The sequence below is a fragment of the Yonghaparkia sp. Root332 genome (genome assembly GCF_001425665.1).
Lineage (GTDB): Bacteria > Actinomycetota > Actinomycetes > Actinomycetales > Microbacteriaceae > Microcella.
Map to the genome: position 1 here is coordinate 1,346,124 of NZ_LMCX01000001.1, position 16,920 is coordinate 1,363,043.

The window sequence follows — 16,920 nt, forward strand, 5'->3', positions numbered from 1 at the left end:
GCGTGATCCAGATGGGCCAGCATCCACCCGCGTCGCGCGTCATCGCGCACCTCTCCGACACGCACCTCCTCGGCGAGGGCCGCCCGCTCTACGGCTCCGTGCCGGTCGAGGATCGCCTGCGCGTGGCCCTCGAGCGGCTCGAGGCCTCGTCGGTCGCGCCCGACGCGGTCGTGTTCACCGGCGACCTCGCCGACATCGGCGAGCCCGACGCCTACCGGCGCCTCCGCGCGGCGGTCGAGCCGGTCATCCGGCGCATGGGCGCTCAGCTCGTGTGGGTCATGGGCAACCACGACGACCGCGAGGCGTACTCCTCCCTGCTGCTCGACGAGGAGCCGAGCGACCGCCCTCAAGACCGCGTGCACGACATCGCAGGCCTGCGCGTTATCTCCCTCGACACCACGGTGCCGGGGTACCACCACGGCGAGCTCGAGCCCGCGCAGCTCGAGTGGCTGCGAGGCGTCCTCGCGGAGCCCGCGCCCCTCGGCAGCATCCTCGCCCTGCACCACCCGCCCGTGCCGACCCCGCTCGAGGTCATGGCGGTGCTCGAGCTGCACCGGCAGGACGAGCTCGCCGAGGTCGTGCGCGGCACCGACGTCCGCGCCATCCTCGGCGGCCACCTGCACTACTCGACCCATTCGACCTTCGCGGGCATTCCCGTGCACGTCGCCTCCGCGACCTGCTACACCCTCGACCTCGGCGCCGACGCCGGGCGGCTGCTCTCCGGGGTCGACGGCGGCCAGTCGTTCGACCTCGTCCACGTCTACGACGAAGTCGTCGTCAGCTCGACGGTGCCGCTCGCCACGCACCCGGAGGCGACGGGTTTCTCGAGCGACTACCGGCCCATGATCGAGGGCATGGACCCGGATGTCCGGCTCGAGCAGCTCTCCAGCAAGAGCTCTCACCTCAACCTCAACGAGGCGGCGAGCTCCTCGGGCTAGCGGGTCGGGCTCGCGCCCGCGCTCGGCGGCGGCGGGGCATCCGCGCGCCACGAGCGGGTCCTGTCGGACGCGCCGGCGTGGCCGCGGTAGGTCGCGACCACGCGCTCCAGATACCGGGTGATGACGGCCTGCTCCTGCTCGTCGAAGGCGTGAATGGTGCGGTCGACCTCGCTCACCATCGGCAGGATCCGGCCCATCGCCCGCGCGACCGACGCGCGCTCGGGCACCACGAGAGTGCCGCGTCGGTCGTCGGGATTCGGGGTGCGACGCACATGCCCGAGCCCTTCGAGGCGATCGATCACGGTGGTGACGGCGCCCGACGACAGCCCGAGTCGCTCGGCCAGCGCGGTGGGGCTCAGCGCGCCGGCCACGATCAGGTGCTGCATGGCCTTGAGATCGGTCGGGTTGACGGAGAGGTCATCGCCGAGGGAGCGCTCGAAGTCCTCCGTGACGTCGAGGAGCTCGCGCAGTAGGAGCGTCGCGGCGTGCGAGCTCCCGGCGCCGGGCGGCTGCGCGGCGGCCGCGGGCGGCACGGAGCCGGGGGGCTGCTCGACCGATTCGCTCACGCGGCCATTCTACGGCTATATTGCTTGATGATCTAATATCTTGATGATCGAGATAAGTCCGTCCCCCGCCGCCGACCGTGCGGCACCCCGTTGAGGAGCCTCATGATCGCGATCTCGCGCTTCATCACCGCCGCCCGAACGTCCTGGATCGTGCTGCTCGCGGGGATCGCCGCGACCGTCGCGCTCGTCGTGATCGCCGGGTATCAGTCCGCCGACTCCGCACCGCCGGTGGGCCTTCCCGACTCGGCGGAGTCGATCCGAGCGGCGACGCTGCAGGAGCAGTTCCGCGATGACGACTCCACGAGCGGCATCCTGGTCTTCGGTCGCGAGAGCGGCGAGCTCAGCGCCGACGACATCGCCGCGATCTCCGAGCGCGCGGCCGAGCTGGGTGACATCGCGCTCGACGGCGTCGTCCCGCCGCCGACAGTGTCGGAGGACGGCACCACGGCACTCGTGGCGGTGCCGCTGGAGATCGAGGAGAGCGTCTCGGTCCAGGCCGAGCGGGCCGAGCAGATCCGCACCATCGCCGCCGACGGTCTCCCCGACGGCATCGAGGTGTGGTTCACGGGAGCCGAGGGCTTCCTCGTCGACATCTCGGCCGTGTTCGAGGGCGCCAACTTCGTCCTGCTCGGCGTCACGGCGCTCGTCGTCGCGGTTCTGCTCATCGTGACCTACCGCAGCCCGATCCTCTGGATCGTCCCCCTCGCCGTCGTCGGCATCGCCGACTTCATCGCCGGCATCGCCGCACGCCTGGTCGCGGATGCCGCCGGCATCACCCTCGACGGCTCGGTCACAGGCATCCTCTCCGTCCTCGTCTTCGGGGCGGGGACGAACTACGCGCTCCTGCTCATCGCCCGCTATCGCGACGAGCTGCGACTCCACCAGGATCGCCGCGAGGCCATGGCGGTCGCCCTGCGCGGCGCCGGCCCGGCGATCATCGCGAGCGGCTCGACCGTCGCGCTCGCGCTCGCGACCCTCCTGTTCGGCGAGCTCTCGGGCAACCGCTCGCTCGGACTCGCCGGCGCCGTCGGCATCGTCGTCGCGATGGCCTACGCGCTGCTCGTGCTGCCCGCCGCTCTCGTGCTGTTCGGCCGCTGGCTCTTCTGGCCCCTCGTGCCCCGCTACGGCACCCCCGACACGGTCTCGCGCAGCCCCTGGGGCAGGCTCGGCCGGGCTGTCAGCAAGCGCCCGGTGATCGTCGCGATCGCGGGCTTCGCCGTGCTCGGCGCCTTCGCCTCGGGGCTCACGACCCTCAACGTCGGGCTCTCGCAGAACGATCGCTTCATCGTCAAGCCCGAGGCCGTCCTCGGTCAGGAGCGCCTCGCGGAGGCCTTCTCGGCGGGCAGCACCGCGCCCGCGTCCGTGATCGTCCCCGTCGACGACGTCGCCGAGGTGAGCGAGGGCCTCGCGAAGGTCGACGGCGTGGTCGAGGTGCGACCCGGGCCCGCTGATGAGGACATCGCGCAGCTCGACGTCGTGCTCGACGCCGACCCCGAGAGCCAGGAGGCGTTCGCGATCATCTCCGATCTGCGGCTGGCGCTCGACGACCTCGGAGACGGCTCCGGTCTCGTGGGCGGGATCGACGCCGAGGGCCTCGACCTGCGCGATGCCCAGCAGCGCGATCAGAACCTGGTGATCCCGCTCATCCTCGTGCTCGTGCTCGCCGTGCTCATCGTGCTCCTCCGCTCGCTGCTCGCTCCGGTCCTGCTGCTGCTCGCCGTCGTGGCGAGCTTCTTCAGCGCGGTCGGCATCGGCTCGATCCTGTTCGAGACGGTCTTCGGCTTCCCCGGCGTCGACACGAACGTGCTGCTGTTCAGCTTCTTGTTCCTCGTCGCACTCGGCGTCGACTACTCGATCTTCCTCGTCACGCGCGCCAAGGAGGAGGTCCCGAGGCTCGGGACGTCCGAGGGCATGGTGCGCGCCCTCGCGGCCACCGGCGGCGTGATCACGAGCGCGGGAATCCTGCTCGCGGCGGTGTTCGCGGTGCTCGGCGTGCTGCCGCTCATCACCCTCACCCAGGTCGGCGTGATCGTCTGCATCGGCGTCCTGATCGACACGCTCCTCGTGCGCACGGTCATCGTGCCGGCGATGGCCTTCATCGCCAGGGATCGCTTCTGGTGGCCGCGCCGCCCCGAGCTCTCCGACGCCGAGGCCGCCGCGCGCGGCGCGAACGGCCAGGCCGAGCGGATGCCCGATGCGGTCGCAGGGGACGCCCCGCCGACCGAGCGCGAGGCCGTCGCCGCCGGCTGAGCCCCGTCCGTCGTCGCGAGCCCCCGTCCCGGCCTGTCGCCGTCGCGGGGGCTCGTACGAGGGCGCATGCTGGGGGAGTGCACGAGCGGGTGAGCGCCCTGGACGAGGCCATCGACGCCTACGTGCGCTCCGTCGAGCTCGAGCGCGGCTCCTCGCCCCACACGGTCCGTGCCTATCGGGGCGATCTGGTGACGCTCGCCGCCTTCGTCGAGGAGCGCGGGGCGGAGCCCGATCCGGCCCTCCTCGATCTGGAGCTGCTGCGCGAGTGGGTCTGGCAGCAGAACGCGGCCGGGCTCGGCGCCTCGACGCTCGCCCGACGCACCTCCACCGTGCGCGGGTTCACGGCGTGGCTCSCCCGGACGGGCCGGGCGCCCGCCGACGCCGGCGCCCGGCTGCGGGCCCCGCGCGCCGACCGCCATCTGCCGCGCGTTCTCAGCCGTGGCCAGATCGATGGGGTCCTCGACGGGCTCGACGCCCGGGCCGCGACCGGCGACCCGATCGCCCTCCGAGACCGAGCGATCGTCGAGCTGCTGTACGCGAGCGCGCTGCGCGTGAGTGAGCTCGTCGGCCTCGACCTGGGCGACGTCGACGACGCCCGCCGCACCGTCCGGGTCATGGGCAAGGGAGCCAAGGAGCGCATCGTGCCGTTCGGGATGCCCGCCCGGCGCGCCCTCGACGCCTACCGCGAGCGGGCCCGCCCCGCGATCGCGGGCCCGCGATCGGGCACCGCGCTGTTCCTCGGCGCCCGGGGGGCGCGCGAGTCGACGCGCGGGGTCTACTCCCTCGTCGCCGGACTCCTCGCCGAGCTGCCGGGCAGCGGTCCGGCCGGACCCCACGCGCTGCGGCACACGGCCGCGACGCACCTCCTGGACGGCGGCGCCGACCTCCGTGCGGTGCAGGAGATCCTCGGCCACGCGAGTCTCGGCACCACGCAGATCTACACGCACGTGAGCGCCGAACGGCTCGCGGAGGCGTATCGCACGGCGCACCCGCGCGCGTGAGCCGCTGCGCGCGGTGACGGCCGCTGCGCGCGGTGACGGCCGCTGCGCGCGGTGACGGCCGCTGCGCGCGGTGACGGCCGCTGCGCGCGGCGGCGGCCGTGCCGGCCGAGCCCGGGCGCTCACCGCTCGAGCGGCAGCAGCACGGCCCGCCGAAGCCCGCCCAGCCATCGAAGGGGCGAGACGTAGACGCCCGCCTCGCGCACGCCCAGGTGCACGCACGCCGCCGCGCAGTGGCCGGACTCGAGGACGCCGATCGGGTCGCCGGCCGCCACGACCTCGCCGACCGCGACCGACGGGCTCACCGGCTCGACCGTGACGAGCAGCGGCCCCGAGCGGATCGTCACCACCCCGCGATCGACGACCGTTCCGGCGAAGTGGATCACCCCACCGGTCGCCGCCCGCACGGTCGCCTCCGCGCCCTGCGCGCGGAGGTCGACCCCCCGGTGGCCCGCGCCGTACGGGGTGGGCGGGGCTACGAACGGACGCTCCACGACGCGCGGTCCGTCGATGGGCCACTCCCAGCCGGGGTCGGCCGGCGAGACCCCGGAGGCCTGTGGCACCCCGGAGGCCGGCGAGGCCCCGGAGAGGAGGAGCGCGAGCGCGGCGGCGGAGGCGAGGAGTCGGAGGCGCATGCCGACGATCGTGGGCGATGCGGGCATCCCGCACGCCCCGTTCGCGGCGATCGGGGGAGAGCGCGACGGCCGAGGCCGGGGCGGGGGAGCGGTGATATGCTGGCCTACGCAGTCGGCATGTCCGGCTGACTTCGCGTGCCCACCACAGCGCACACCCCCATCAGTCCCGAACGACGCCCCGGAAGCGGGGAGCCGTCGCGCGGGTCGGGGGCAGCGCCGGGCACCAGGGCCCCTCCCGTCGGGCGGGGCGACAACTGAGAACAGAAGGAGTACGGCCATGGCCGTCGTCACCATTCGCCAGCTGCTCGACAGCGGCGTGCACTTCGGGCACCAGACCCGCCGCTGGAACCCGAAAGTCAAGCGCTTCATCCTCACCGAGCGCAGCGGCATCCACATCATCGACCTGCAGCAGTCGCTCGCCTACATCGACAAGGCCTACGACTTCGTCACCGAGACGGTCGCCCACGGCGGCACGATCCTCTTCGTCGGCACCAAGAAGCAGGCGCAGGAGTCGATCGCCGAGCAGGCCACGCGCGTCGGTCAGCCCTACGTCAACCAGCGCTGGCTCGGTGGTCTGCTGACCAACTTCCAGACCGTGTCGAAGCGCCTCGCGCGCATGAAGGAGCTCGAGGAGCTCGACTTCGACGACACGACCAAGGGCTTCACCAAGAAGGAACTGCTGATCAAGAAGCGCGAGCTCGACAAGCTGCACAAGTCGCTCGGCGGTATCCGCAACCTCACCAAGACCCCGAGCGCCATGTGGGTCGTCGACCCCAAGCGCGAGCACCTCGCGATCGACGAGGCCAAGAAGCTCGGCATCCCCGTGATCGGCATCCTCGACACGAACGCCGACCCCGACGAGCTCGCGTACCCGATCCCGGGCAACGACGACGCCATCCGCTCCGTCGCGCTCCTGACGCGCATCATCGCGGATGCTGCTGCCGAGGGTCTCATCCGCAAGCACGCCAAGCCCGAGGCCGAGGGCAACGTCTCCGCCGTCGAGCCGCTGGCCGAGTGGGAGCGCGAGCTGCTCGAGCAGGGCGCCGCCGCTGCTGAGGCCCCCGCCGCCGAGGCCGCCCCCGCCGAGGAGGCTCCCGCCGAGGAGGCCGCCGCCGAGGCGCCCGCTGCCGAGTCGACCGAGGCTCCGGCCGAGGCCGCCGCGGAGGAGGCGCCCGTCGAGGCGCCCGCAGCCGACGCGCCCGCCGCGGAGGAGGCTCCGGCCGCCGAGGCCGAGACGCCCGCCGCGACGCCCGCTCCGTAACACGACCCGAGACACGAGAAGGAGTCCCTCCATGGCCAATTTCAGCCTGGAAGACGTCAAGAACCTGCGCGAGCGCCTCGGCACCGGCATGGTCGACACCAAGAATGCTCTCGTCGAGGCCGACGGCGACGTCGAGAAGGCCGTCGAGATCCTGCGCCTGAAGGGTGCGAAGGGCAACGCGAAGCGCGCCGACCGCTCCACGAGCGAGGGCCTCATCGCCGCGCACGAGGCCGCGGGCGCCGCGACGCTCATCGAGCTCGCGTGCGAGACCGACTTCGTCGCGAAGGGCGAGAAGTTCGTCGCCCTCGGCGACAAGGTGCTCGCCGCCGTCGCCGGCGCCGGCGCGTCGACCGTCGAGGAGGGCCTCGCGGCCGCCGTCGACGGCACGACCGTCGCCGCCGCGATCGACGACGAGGCCGCGATCATCGGCGAGAAGATGGAGCTGCGTCGCGTGGCGCGCGTGGAGGGCGAGAAGTTCGCCGTCTATCTGCACCGCACCAACAAGGACCTCCCGCCGCAGGTCGGCGTCGTCGTCGCCTACACGGGCGATGACGCGGAGACCGCGCGCAGCATCGCCCAGCACATCTCGTTCGCCGACCCGCAGTACCTGTCGCGCGACGAGGTGCCGAGCGAGGCCGTCGAGAACGAGCGCCGCATCGTCGAGGAGATCTCGCGCAACGAGGGCAAGCCCGAGGCCGCCCTGCCGAAGATCGTCGAGGGTCGCGTCGGCGCCTTCTTCAAGCAGGTCGCGCTCCTGGAGCAGGACTACGCGCGCGACAACAAGCTGTCGGTCGCGCAGGTCCTGAAGGACGCGGGTCTGACCGTGACGGGCTTCGCCCGCTTCAAGGTCGGCGCCTAGCACTGATGGAACGGGGTCCGGAACGCGAGAGCGATCCGGACCCCGTTCCCATGCGCGACCGGTTCTTCACTACCCTGACAACGACATCCCCCACGGAAACAGAGGACCTCATGACCGAACGCCGCCGACGTGTGATGCTCAAGCTCTCGGGTGAGGCGTTCGGTGGTGGCTCTCTCGGCGTGAACCCCGACGTCGTCGGCGCGATCGCGCGCGAGATCGCCGAGGCGGCGAAGGACGTCGAGGTCGCGATCGTGGTCGGCGGCGGCAACTTCTTCCGCGGCGCCGAGCTCAGCCAGCGCGGCATGGATCGCGGTCGGGCCGACTACATGGGCATGCTCGGCACGGTCATGAACGCGCTCGCCCTGCAGGACTTCCTCGAGCAGGCCGGCGCGCAGGTGCGCGTGCAGTCGGCCATCCAGATGACGCAGGTCGCCGAGCCGTACATCCCGCTGCGCGCCGAGCGCCACCTCGAGAAGGGCCGCGTCGTGATCTTCGGCGCCGGTGCGGGACTGCCCTACTTCTCGACCGACACGGTCGCGGCGCAGCGCGCTCTGGAGATCAGCGCCGACGAGGTGCTCGTGGCGAAGAACGGCGTCGACGGCGTCTACTCCGACGACCCGCGCCGGAACCCCGGCGCCCACAAGCTCGACGAGATCACCTACCAGGAGGCGCTCGTCAAGGGCCTCAAGGTCGTCGACTCGACCGCCTTCAGCCTCTGCATGGACAACCGTATGCCGATGATCGTCTTCGGCATGGAGCCCCAGGGCAACATCGCGCGCGCCATCCGCGGCGAGCGCATCGGCACGCGCGTCTCGGCGTGATCGCCGCGCTCCTCGTCGCCGGGGGAGCGCTCGCCCACGCGGCATGGAACGTCGTCCTCAAGGCCTCCCCGGCTGCGGGCGTCCGCTTCGTCGCGCTCACGGTCGCGCTCTCGACCGTCCTGCTCGCCCCTGCCGGGGCTCCCGCGCTGCTGCCCGCTCTCGCCGATCGTCCCGCTCTCGCGGGCCTCGTGGCGGCGAGCGGCGCCCTGCACTGCGGGTACTTCCTCCTGCTGCAGCGCGCCTACGTGCTCGCGGACGTCTCCGTCGTCTATCCGTTGGCGCGCGGAACCGGCCCGCTGCTGAGCGTCGTCGCGGCCGTCCTCGTGCTCGGCGAGCGGCCGGCCCCGATCGCCCTCGCCGGTGCGGCGGTCGTCATCGCGGGCGTCGTCGTCATCGGCCTCGCGGGCTCCCGCCCGGCGCGTGGGTCCGCGCCGTTCGTTTCGGCGACGGATGCCCGTGGCCGGAACCGCCGCGCCGTCGGCGTCGCGCTCGGCGCGGCCGTCGGCGTCCTCATCGCCGGCTACACGGTGCTCGACGCCGTGGCGGTGACCGTCGCGGCCCTGAGCCCGGTCGGCTACTTCTGGGGCTCGCTGGTCGTGCAGCTCGCGATCCTCGCGCCGTGGCTCGTCTCGAGCCCGGCGGCGACAGCGCGGGCCGTGCGACGGCACGCTCCCGCGATCGTCGCGGTGGGCATCCTCTCACCGGTCGCGTACGTCCTCGTGCTCGTCGCCTACGCGTACGCGCCGGTCGCGATCGTCGCCCCCGCCCGGGAGGCGAGCGTCGTGCTCATCGCGCTCGCGGGCTGGCTGCTGTTCCGCGAGCCGCACCCCGCCCAGCGCCTGATCGGCAGTGCGGTGGTCGTCGCCGGGGTGGCGCTGCTCGCCGCCGGCTGAGCGACCGCCCACTACACTCGACACCGACCCACGAAGGAGTTGCCCGTGATTGCCGATGTGCTCGCCGAAGCCACCGAGAAGATGACCAAGGCCGTCGAGGTCGCGAAAGAGGACTACGCGACGGTCCGCACGGGCCGCGCGAACCCGCAGCTCTTCCAGAAGATCCTCGTCGACTACTACGGCACGCCGACGCCTCTCGGCCAGCTCGCGAGCCTGCAGAACCAGGACGCCCGCACCCTCGTCATCACTCCCTACGACAAGAGCGCGCTGAAGGAGATCGAGAAAGCGATCGTGAGCTTCCCGAACCTCGGCGCGAACCCGAGCAACGACGGCACGATCGTCCGCGTGACGATGCCCGAGCTCACGGAGGACCGCCGCAAGGAGTACGTGAAGATCGTCAAGGGCAAGGCGGAGGACGCCAAGGTCGCCATCCGCAACATCCGCCGCAAGGCGAAGGAGGACCTCGACAAGCTCAAGAGCGAGGTCGGTGACGACGAGGTGGCCCGCTCCGAGAAGGAGCTCGAGGCCCTCACCAAGAAGCACACCGATGCGGTCGACGAGGCGCTCAAGAAGAAGGAAGCCGAGCTGCTCGAGGTCTAGATGACCGACTCGACCCCGGGCGCTCCCGACGCCGCGAGCCCCCCCGACCCCCGCCCCGCGTCCGCCGCGCGCCGCCGTCGCGGCGCTGCCGCGCGCGCCGACGTTGAGGCGCGCATCCACGATGTCGAGAGCGCCCTCCTCGATCTCGAGGCCCGCGCGCGAGAGATGGATGCCCGCATCGAGGCGCGCGCCGGCCGCAACCTCCCGAAGGCGATCTTCTTCGGCCTCGTCCTCGGTCTGACGCTGCTGTTCAGCCTCATCGTGGTCAAAGAGCTCTTCATGCTCTTCGGCGCGGCCCTCATGGTCTTCACCGTGTACGAGCTCGCGAGCGCTCTGCGGTTCGCGGGGCGCGACATCCCGCGCATCCCCCTCGTCATCGCGTCGCTCGCGGTCGTGCCCGCGGCCTTCTACCTCGGCGCCGAGGGCCTCTGGTGGTCGTTCCTCGCGGGCATCGCGTTCGTGAGCCTGTGGCGCATCGTCGAGTCGGTGCGGCCCTCGATGCGCGGACCGGGCGTCTCGCTGCCCACCGACCTCGCCGCGGGCGTCTTCGTGCTCGCGTACGTGGCGCTGCTCGGCGGCTTCGCGATCGTCATGACGGCGGAGGAGGGCGGCCAGTGGTGGACTCTGGCGTACCTCATCACCGTCATCTCGATCGACACCGGCGCGTACGCCTCGGGGCTCGCGTTCGGCAAGCACCCGATGGCGCCCCGCATCAGCCCGAAGAAGACGTGGGAGGGCTTCGCCGGGTCTGTCGTCGCCGCGATCACGGCGGGCATCCTCCTCGCGTGGCTCATGCTCGGCGAGGAGTGGTGGGTCGGCCTGATCCTCGGCCTCGCGCTCGTGGGCACGGCGACGCTCGGCGATCTGACCGAGTCTCTCATCAAGCGCGACCTCGGCATCAAGGACATCTCGACCTGGTTGCCCGGCCACGGCGGCTTCCTGGACCGCCTGGACTCGATCCTGCCGTCGACGATCGTGGCCTACGTGCTCTTCACCCTGCTCGGATGACCGCCGCGTCCTCCCCCCTCGGGCAGAATGGTCGGGTGACCTCGACCTTCCCGCTCGCCCGCAAGGGCAAGCCCGGGTACGACATCGACGAGGTCGAGACCTTCCTGGCGGATGCCCGGCGCGCGTACAGCGCGATCGACGGGGGCGGCCTCTCGAGCGACGTCATCCGGCACACCGCCTTCCGCGTCGTGCGTCGAGGCGGCTACTCCGTGCGCCACGTGGATGCCGCGCTCGAGCGCCTCGAGGAGGCCTTCGCGGCGCGCGAGCGCGATCGTGCGATCGCCGAGCGCGGGGAGGGAGCGTTCTACGCGGAGGTCCGGCAGACGGCCCAGGAGCTCGTCGATCGGCTCGCCCGGCCGCACGGCCGCCGCTTCCGCCGAGCGAGCGCCCTCGCCCGCGGCTACCACCCGGCCGACGTCGACGCCTTCACCGATCGCGTCGCGGGATACTTCCAGAACGGCGATCCGCTCGCGATCGACGCGGTGCGCACGATCGCCTTCCGGAGCCGCTTCGGGGGGTACGACGAGACGCAGGTCGACGTCGTCCTCGACGCCGTCATCCGGGTCATGCTGGCCGTTCGCTGAGCACCGGGGTCGACCGTCGGGTAGACTGCTTCGATCGTGGGTAAGCACAAAGCGCAATCATCGCGCCCCACCGGTTCGGCTCCGCGGCTCTCGCAGCGTGCGTCGACCCGGCCCGGAGGCGCCGCTCCCCAGCGACCCCGTGCTCTCGAGCGGCACGTACGCTCTCGGTGGTCGCTCCCGATCTTCAGCTCGATCGCCGTCGTGTCGCTCGCGCTCGTGTCGATCTCCGACACCTCGACGCCGGCCGCCGCCATCGAGGCGATGGCTCCCGCCTCGCCGATCGTCGGCCAGGAGTTCACGGCCACGGCCGAGCACTCGATCGGCGCATCGCTCGCGAGCTACGAGATCGTCGAGCCGGCCCCCGAGCCGGAGCCGGCCCCCGCATCCTTCAGCGCTCCCGCCGCCGGCATCCCTGATCCCGGCTCGGCCAAGGCGATCGCCGCCGACATGGTCGCCGCGCGCGGCTGGGGGTCCGGAGAGTTCGACTGCCTCGTCGCCCTCTGGAACAAGGAGTCGGGCTGGAACGTCTACGCCATGAACTCGAGCTCGGGCGCCTACGGGATCCCGCAGGCGCTCCCCGGATCGAAGATGGCCACGGCCGGCGCCGACTGGCAGACCAACGCGGCGACGCAGATCACGTGGGGTCTCGGATACATCCAGGCCCGCTACGGCACGCCGTGCGGTGCCTGGGCGCACAGCCAGTCGGTCGGCTGGTACTAGCAGGCCGCTGCTGTGCCCCGCTCCAACAGACCGCGTCATCGGCGTGCCGTCGACGACGATGACGCGCTCGACCTCGATCGCGTCCGACGCGGCCTGAAGCGCGTCGAGTCGAAGCGGTCGGGCGAGTGGAACGTGCAGCCGGTGACCGCCGCGGGGGCCACCAAGCCCTACGTGTGCCCGGGCTGCCGCGGCGAGGTCGTGGTCGGCACGGCGCACCTGGTGGCCTGGCGCGCGGACGGCCTCATGGGCGAGCAGGCGGATCTGGCCGATCGACGGCACTGGCACGAGCACTGCTGGCGCATCGCGCCCTGAGGTGCGAGAGGATCGACGCGTGACCGACATCATCCGCGGAGGCTCCCTCCTGCCCGCCCGTCGCGAGAACATCGAGCTGCGCACCCCCGACGGGCTCACCCTCGTCGGCGAGCTCAGCCTGCCGGCCGACCGCGACCCGGTCGCGACGCTGATCTGCCTGCACCCCCTGCCGACCGCGGGCGGATTCATGGATTCGCACATCATCCGCAAGGCCGCGGCGCGCCTGCCCGCGCTGGCCGACCTGGCCGTGCTGCGCTTCAACTTCCGCGGCGTCTCGAGCCCTCGCGGCCGGTCCGAGGGCGAGTTCGGCCACGGCGACGCCGAGCGCTTCGACCTCGACGCTGCGGTCGCCTTCGCGGAGGACCGCGGACTGCCGCAGCGCTGGCTGCTCGGGTGGTCCTTCGGCACCGAGGTCGCGCTCAAGCACGGGCTCGAGCACGACGTCATCGGCGCGATCCTGCTCTCCCCGCCCCTGCACCGCACGAGCGAGGACGAGCTGGAGGCGTGGGCGGGCAGCGGCAAGCGCCTCGTCGTCGTCGTCCCGGAGCTCGACGACTACCTGCGCCCGGCGGAGGCGGAGGAGCGCTTCGCCGTCGTGCCCGAGCGCGAGCTCGTCGCCGTCGAGGGCGGGAAGCACCTGTGGGTCGGCGAGAACCAGACCTATCGCGTGCTCACCGAGGTCGTCGAGCGGCTCAACCCCGCCGCTCTGCCGCTGCCGACCCGCTGGCCGCAGGCGTAGGCGCGGGCATCCCCTAGAGGCGCTCCTGCCGCGGGACGACCACCTGGTCGATGATGATGAGCACTGACGCCGCCACCGGGATGGCGATGAGCGCCCCGAGGACTCCGAGGAGCGTTCCGCCGATGAGGGCGGCGATCACGACCACCGCGCCCGGCACCTTCACGGCGCGGTTCATGATGTTCGGGCTCAGCACGTAGGCCTCGACCTGCATGTAGATCAAGTAGTAGACCGCGGCCGTGATGACGGTCGAGGTCGACTCGGGGTTCGTGATGAACTGCGTGAACACGATGAGCACCGAGCCCGAGAGCGTGCCCACGAGGGGCACGAGCGAGAACAGGAACGCCACGAACGCGAAGAGGGCGGGGTACTCGGCGCCGATGAACGTCAGGAACAGGAAGCTCAGCACGCCGTTCACGAGTGCGAGGCTGGCCTGCCCGACGACGAACCGGCCGACCGCGGAGGCGACCTGCTCGGCGATGCCGACGAAGGTCGTGCGGCGCGACGCGGGGACGAGGCGGTAGAGGGCGCTCTTCATGCTCGCGAGCGAGGCGACGAAGTAGAGCGTCAGGATGAGGATGATCAGGGCGCCGAAGGTCCCGGAGGCGATGGCGATCCCGACGCCGAGGACGCCGCCGCCGATCTCCGCGAGGTTCGCCGGATCCTGCAGGAACGTGATCGCGCCGTCGATCGCGGCCTGCACGTCGAGGACCTCGACCGGCACGAAGGTCTGCACCGTCGCGACGAGCTCCTCGAGGGACTGCACCGACCCGAGGAAGTCGCCGATCTGCTGCACGAGGCGGCTGACCTGCTCGACGATGACGGGTACGATCGCGAAGATCAGACCGGTGAAGATGCCGAGCACGCCGATGAGAACGGTGAGGATCGCCGCCCAGCGCGGCCACTTCCGGTCCTCCAGCCACGACACGATCGGGTCGAGCCCGAGGGCGATGAACAGCGCCGCACCGATGTAGGTGATGATCGTCGCGAGCGCGCTGACCGCACCGCCGATGAGGAGGGCGACGAGGACGCCGAGGCCGCCGAAGAGCCCGAACCGGAACGCGTTCTGGATCCTCATGGCGGGCACCTCTCGTCGGCGGGATGTCCGCGCGGCTTCCCGGGGATCGCGCGCGGATCAGGCCATCGGGCCCGTCACTCGTCGCTGATCGAGCCCGAGATCTTCTCTGCCTGCGACAGTACCCCGCGCAGGCCCTCGAGGTAGCCAGCCACGGCGTCGCGCTCGACGCGGAGTCGGGCGAGGCGCTCCTCGGCCTCGGACACGAGAGCGGCCGTGCGCTCCTCGGCGTCGGCGACGAGGGCGGCGGCGCGGTGCTCCGCGTTCTCGAGCACCTCGCGCGCCGTCGCATCGGCCGAGCTGCGGAGCTCCTCCGCCTCCGCGCGCGCCTCTCGCGTGAGCCTCTCGGTCTCGGCCCGTGCCTCGGCGGCGGCCTGCTGGGCCGCCGTCAGCTGCGCGGTCGCCTCGTCGAGGTACTTCTGCGTCTGCGCGCTCGCGTCCTGCTGGCGGGCGAGGTACTCGCGCTCGGCCTCGTCCCGGCGGGCGGCGAGCTCGACGTCGAGGTCGATGCGGGCCTGCTCGGCGGCGCGGGCGAGCTCGGCGCGCTGCTCCTCGGTCTCGCGGGCGAGCGCCGCCCGGACCTGCGCGGCCTCGTCGGCGAGGGCGCGCTGCTGGTCGGATGACGCCCGGGCGAGCGCCGCGCGCCGTGCCGTCTCGTCGGCCTCGAGAGCCGCGCTGCGGCTGGCGAGGTCGTGCTCGAGGGCCTCCAGCGCGGCCGTCCGCTCACGCTCGACGGTCGACCGCTGCTCGGCGATCTCGGCGGTCAGGGCGTCGCGGGCGCTGCTGGTCTCGCGCTCGAGCTCGGCGCGCGCGGCGGCCAGCTCGAGGGCGAGGTCGGTGCGCGCCGCGGTGAGCTCGCGCTCGAGGTCGGCGCGGGCCGCGGTCGTCTCGCGCTCGAGCTCGGCGCGCGCGGTCGCGGTCTCGCGCTCGAGGGAGGCGGAGGCCGCGCTGAGGCGCGCCTCCAGCGCGGCCTGCTGCTCGGCGATCGCCGCATCAGCGGTCGCGCGCAGCCCCGCGGCATGGGCCTCGGCCGCGGCGCGCGCGTCCGCGGCGTACGCGTCCACCTCGGCGCGCGTGTCGAACGCGTACGCGTCGGCGCTCGTCCGCAGCTCGAGCGCCGCGGACTCAGCGGCCCGCTGAGTCTCGGCGGCGGTCGCGACGGCCTCGGCGCGCAGCTCGGCGGCGTAGGCGTCGGCGGCCTGCCGCGACTCGGCGGCCGCGGCGTTCGCCTGCGCGCGCGTCTCGGCGGCGTAGGCGTCGGCGGCCTGCCGCACCTCGAGCACGTACGACTCGGCGCCCTCGCGTGCGGTCGCGGCGTCAGACTCCGCCGCCGTGCGCAGCTCTCCGGCGCGGGCCTCGGCCTCGGCGCGGACGCTGGTGCCGTGCGCGTCGGCGGCGCTGCGGGTGTCGAACGAGTAGGCGTCCGCAGCCGTACGGGTCTGCTCGGCGTAGACGTCGGTCTCGGCCCGGAGCTGCTCGGCGTAGCCGTCGGCGTCGCCGCGCACGGTCTCGGCGTAGCGGTCGGCCTCGCTCCGAACCTGCTCGACGTAGCGCTCGGCCTCGCCGCGGGCGGCGTCGATCTCGCGTCGGAGCTCGGCGCGCGCCGTCGTCGTCTCCGTCTCGAGGGCGGCGCGCGTTCGCTCCTGGAGCTCGTCGACCTCCTGTCGCGTGCGGTCCTCGAGCGCGTCCACCTCCGCGCGGCGTCGCGCCTCTTCGGCGTCCCAGTCCGCGCGCTCGCGCTCCAGCTCGCTCGTCGCGGCAGCGCGCGCGGTCGTGAGCTCGTGCTCGAGCTCGCTCCGGCCCGCCTCGATGTCGGCCTCCAGCTGGGCGCGGCGCGTGCTGCTCTCGCTCTCGAAGCGGGCGCGCTCCTCCGCGGTCTCGCGGGCGAGGGCCCCTGCCGCGGCGCGGGCGTCGGTGACCTCGCGGTCGGCGACGACGCGCAGCTCGGCGACGTCGCGCTCGGCCTCGGCTCGCAGAGCCCCGGCCTCCCGCCGGGCCATCGAGCGGACCTCAGCGGCCTCGGTGGCGACGGCGCCGCGAATGGCGGCGGCCTCCCGCGTGGCCTCCTGGACGAGCTGGTCGGCGTCGTCGCGGGCCCGCTCGAGAAGCTCCTCCGCCTCCCGGGCGGCGTTCTCGCTCATCGCGGCTGTGCGCTGGGCCGCCTCGGCGACCATCCTCTCGACGCGATCGGCGGCCTCCGCCTGCAGGCGCTCGACGTCGGACTGCGCGGCGGTGCGCACGCGCTCGGCGTCGATGTCCGCCTGGCTGATGAGTCGCGTCGACTGCTCCTCGGCCAGGCGCAGCGTCTGCTCGAGCTTGGTGCCCAGGCCCGCGTAGGTGGGGCGACCCACCTCGTCGAGCTCGGCCTGGAGATCCTCGACGACCGCCTGCAGGCGCTTGAGCTCCTTGGCGGTCTCCGCGCGGTCCGAGTTCGCCTTGATGACGTCGCGACGGAGCTCCTGGATCGCCTTGTCGACCTCGTCGCGCTTGTAGCCGCGCATCTCGGTCCCGAAGTCGCTATCGATCGCTGCCACGTGTGGTCTCCCTGTCCGATGAGGCGAACGGGTTCGAGTGTAATCGGCGCGCGCGACCGCGCCTCCTGCGCGCAGGCTGAGCGCGAATGGGCGCCGCGGAGCGATTCCGGTAAGCTGGAACGTCTTTGTT

The 16,920-nt window shown here is 72.6% G+C and carries 17 protein-coding genes; 13 read left to right on the forward strand and 4 right to left on the reverse strand.

Features of this window, described 5'->3' with window-relative positions:
* The first annotated feature begins 11 nt into the window (after positions 1–11).
* Entirely contained in the window at positions 12–938 is a 927-nt protein-coding gene (locus ASC54_RS06480; RefSeq protein WP_055898073.1) for a phosphodiesterase, read from the forward strand.
* Here the strand turns inward: ASC54_RS06480 and ASC54_RS06485 are convergent.
* Positions 935–1,504 carry a MarR family winged helix-turn-helix transcriptional regulator gene (locus ASC54_RS06485; protein WP_156376746.1) on the reverse strand — a complete coding sequence of 190 codons (570 nt, stop codon included), beginning with the start codon at positions 1,502–1,504 and terminating at the stop codon, positions 935–937. The two genes, ASC54_RS06480 and ASC54_RS06485, sit on opposite strands and share 4 nt — an antisense overlap.
* Before the next feature lie 102 nt (positions 1,505–1,606).
* On the opposite strand from ASC54_RS06485, the gene ASC54_RS06490 reads away from it, so the two are divergent.
* Together ASC54_RS06490 and ASC54_RS06495 are read left to right on the forward strand one after the other, a co-directional pair.
* A complete protein-coding gene (locus ASC54_RS06490) occupies positions 1,607–3,754 on the forward strand; it encodes an MMPL family transporter (RefSeq protein WP_055897487.1) in 2,148 nt (715 codons plus the stop codon).
* Positions 3,755–3,852: 98 nt separating this feature from the next.
* Entirely contained in the window at positions 3,853–4,755 is a 903-nt protein-coding gene (locus tag ASC54_RS06495; RefSeq protein ID WP_055898076.1) for a tyrosine recombinase XerC, read from the forward strand.
* Between the two features lie 119 nt (positions 4,756–4,874).
* On the opposite strand, the gene ASC54_RS06500 is transcribed toward ASC54_RS06495, so the two are convergent.
* Positions 4,875–5,414: a murein hydrolase activator EnvC gene (locus tag ASC54_RS06500; RefSeq protein WP_055856156.1), complete on the reverse strand. Its 540-nt coding sequence runs from the start codon at positions 5,412–5,414 to the stop codon at positions 4,875–4,877.
* Positions 5,415–5,664: 250 nt separating this feature from the next.
* Between ASC54_RS06500 and rpsB the strand changes: the two genes are divergently transcribed.
* The 10 genes from rpsB (at position 5,665) to ASC54_RS06550 (ending at position 13,184) form a co-directional block, all read left to right on the forward strand.
* A complete protein-coding gene (gene rpsB / locus ASC54_RS06505; RefSeq protein ID WP_055897491.1) occupies positions 5,665–6,648 on the forward strand; it encodes a 30S ribosomal protein S2 in 984 nt (327 codons plus the stop codon).
* 31 nt (positions 6,649–6,679) lie between these two features.
* Positions 6,680–7,507, forward strand: coding sequence for a translation elongation factor Ts (tsf, locus tag ASC54_RS06510; protein WP_055856150.1), 828 nt, complete (start codon positions 6,680–6,682; stop codon positions 7,505–7,507).
* Between the two features lie 110 nt (positions 7,508–7,617).
* Complete coding sequence (gene pyrH, locus ASC54_RS06515) at positions 7,618–8,328, forward strand: UMP kinase (protein WP_055856148.1); 711 nt, start codon at positions 7,618–7,620, stop codon at positions 8,326–8,328.
* The gene (locus ASC54_RS06520) at positions 8,325–9,221 is read left to right on the forward strand and encodes a DMT family transporter (RefSeq protein ID WP_055897494.1); all 897 of its coding nucleotides are present in this window, start codon (positions 8,325–8,327) and stop codon (positions 9,219–9,221) included. Before pyrH ends, ASC54_RS06520 begins: the two co-directional genes overlap by 4 nt.
* Before the next feature lie 45 nt (positions 9,222–9,266).
* A complete protein-coding gene (gene frr / locus ASC54_RS06525; RefSeq protein ID WP_055856141.1) occupies positions 9,267–9,821 on the forward strand; it encodes a ribosome recycling factor in 555 nt (184 codons plus the stop codon).
* A complete protein-coding gene (locus ASC54_RS06530) occupies positions 9,822–10,829 on the forward strand; it encodes a phosphatidate cytidylyltransferase (protein ID WP_082514897.1) in 1,008 nt (335 codons plus the stop codon).
* 35 nt (positions 10,830–10,864) lie between these two features.
* Entirely contained in the window at positions 10,865–11,413 is a 549-nt protein-coding gene (locus ASC54_RS06535) for a DivIVA domain-containing protein (RefSeq protein WP_200932275.1), read from the forward strand.
* Positions 11,414–11,614: 201 nt separating this feature from the next.
* A complete protein-coding gene (locus ASC54_RS12605) occupies positions 11,615–12,133 on the forward strand; it encodes a lytic transglycosylase domain-containing protein (protein WP_235451399.1) in 519 nt (172 codons plus the stop codon).
* 12 nt (positions 12,134–12,145) lie between these two features.
* Entirely contained in the window at positions 12,146–12,445 is a 300-nt protein-coding gene (locus ASC54_RS06545) for a hypothetical protein (RefSeq protein ID WP_055856136.1), read from the forward strand.
* A gap of 19 nt (positions 12,446–12,464) precedes the next feature.
* Entirely contained in the window at positions 12,465–13,184 is a 720-nt protein-coding gene (locus tag ASC54_RS06550) for an alpha/beta hydrolase (RefSeq protein WP_055897497.1), read from the forward strand.
* Positions 13,185–13,197: 13 nt separating this feature from the next.
* On the opposite strand, the gene ASC54_RS06555 is transcribed toward ASC54_RS06550, so the two are convergent.
* Together ASC54_RS06555 and ASC54_RS06560 are read right to left on the reverse strand one after the other, a co-directional pair.
* Positions 13,198–14,259 carry an AI-2E family transporter gene (locus ASC54_RS06555; RefSeq protein ID WP_055897500.1) on the reverse strand — a complete coding sequence of 354 codons (1,062 nt, stop codon included), beginning with the start codon at positions 14,257–14,259 and terminating at the stop codon, positions 13,198–13,200.
* A 74-nt stretch (positions 14,260–14,333) separates the two neighbouring features.
* Entirely contained in the window at positions 14,334–16,790 is a 2,457-nt protein-coding gene (locus ASC54_RS06560; RefSeq protein ID WP_055897501.1) for a DivIVA domain-containing protein, read from the reverse strand.
* Positions 16,791–16,920 lie beyond the last annotated feature (130 nt).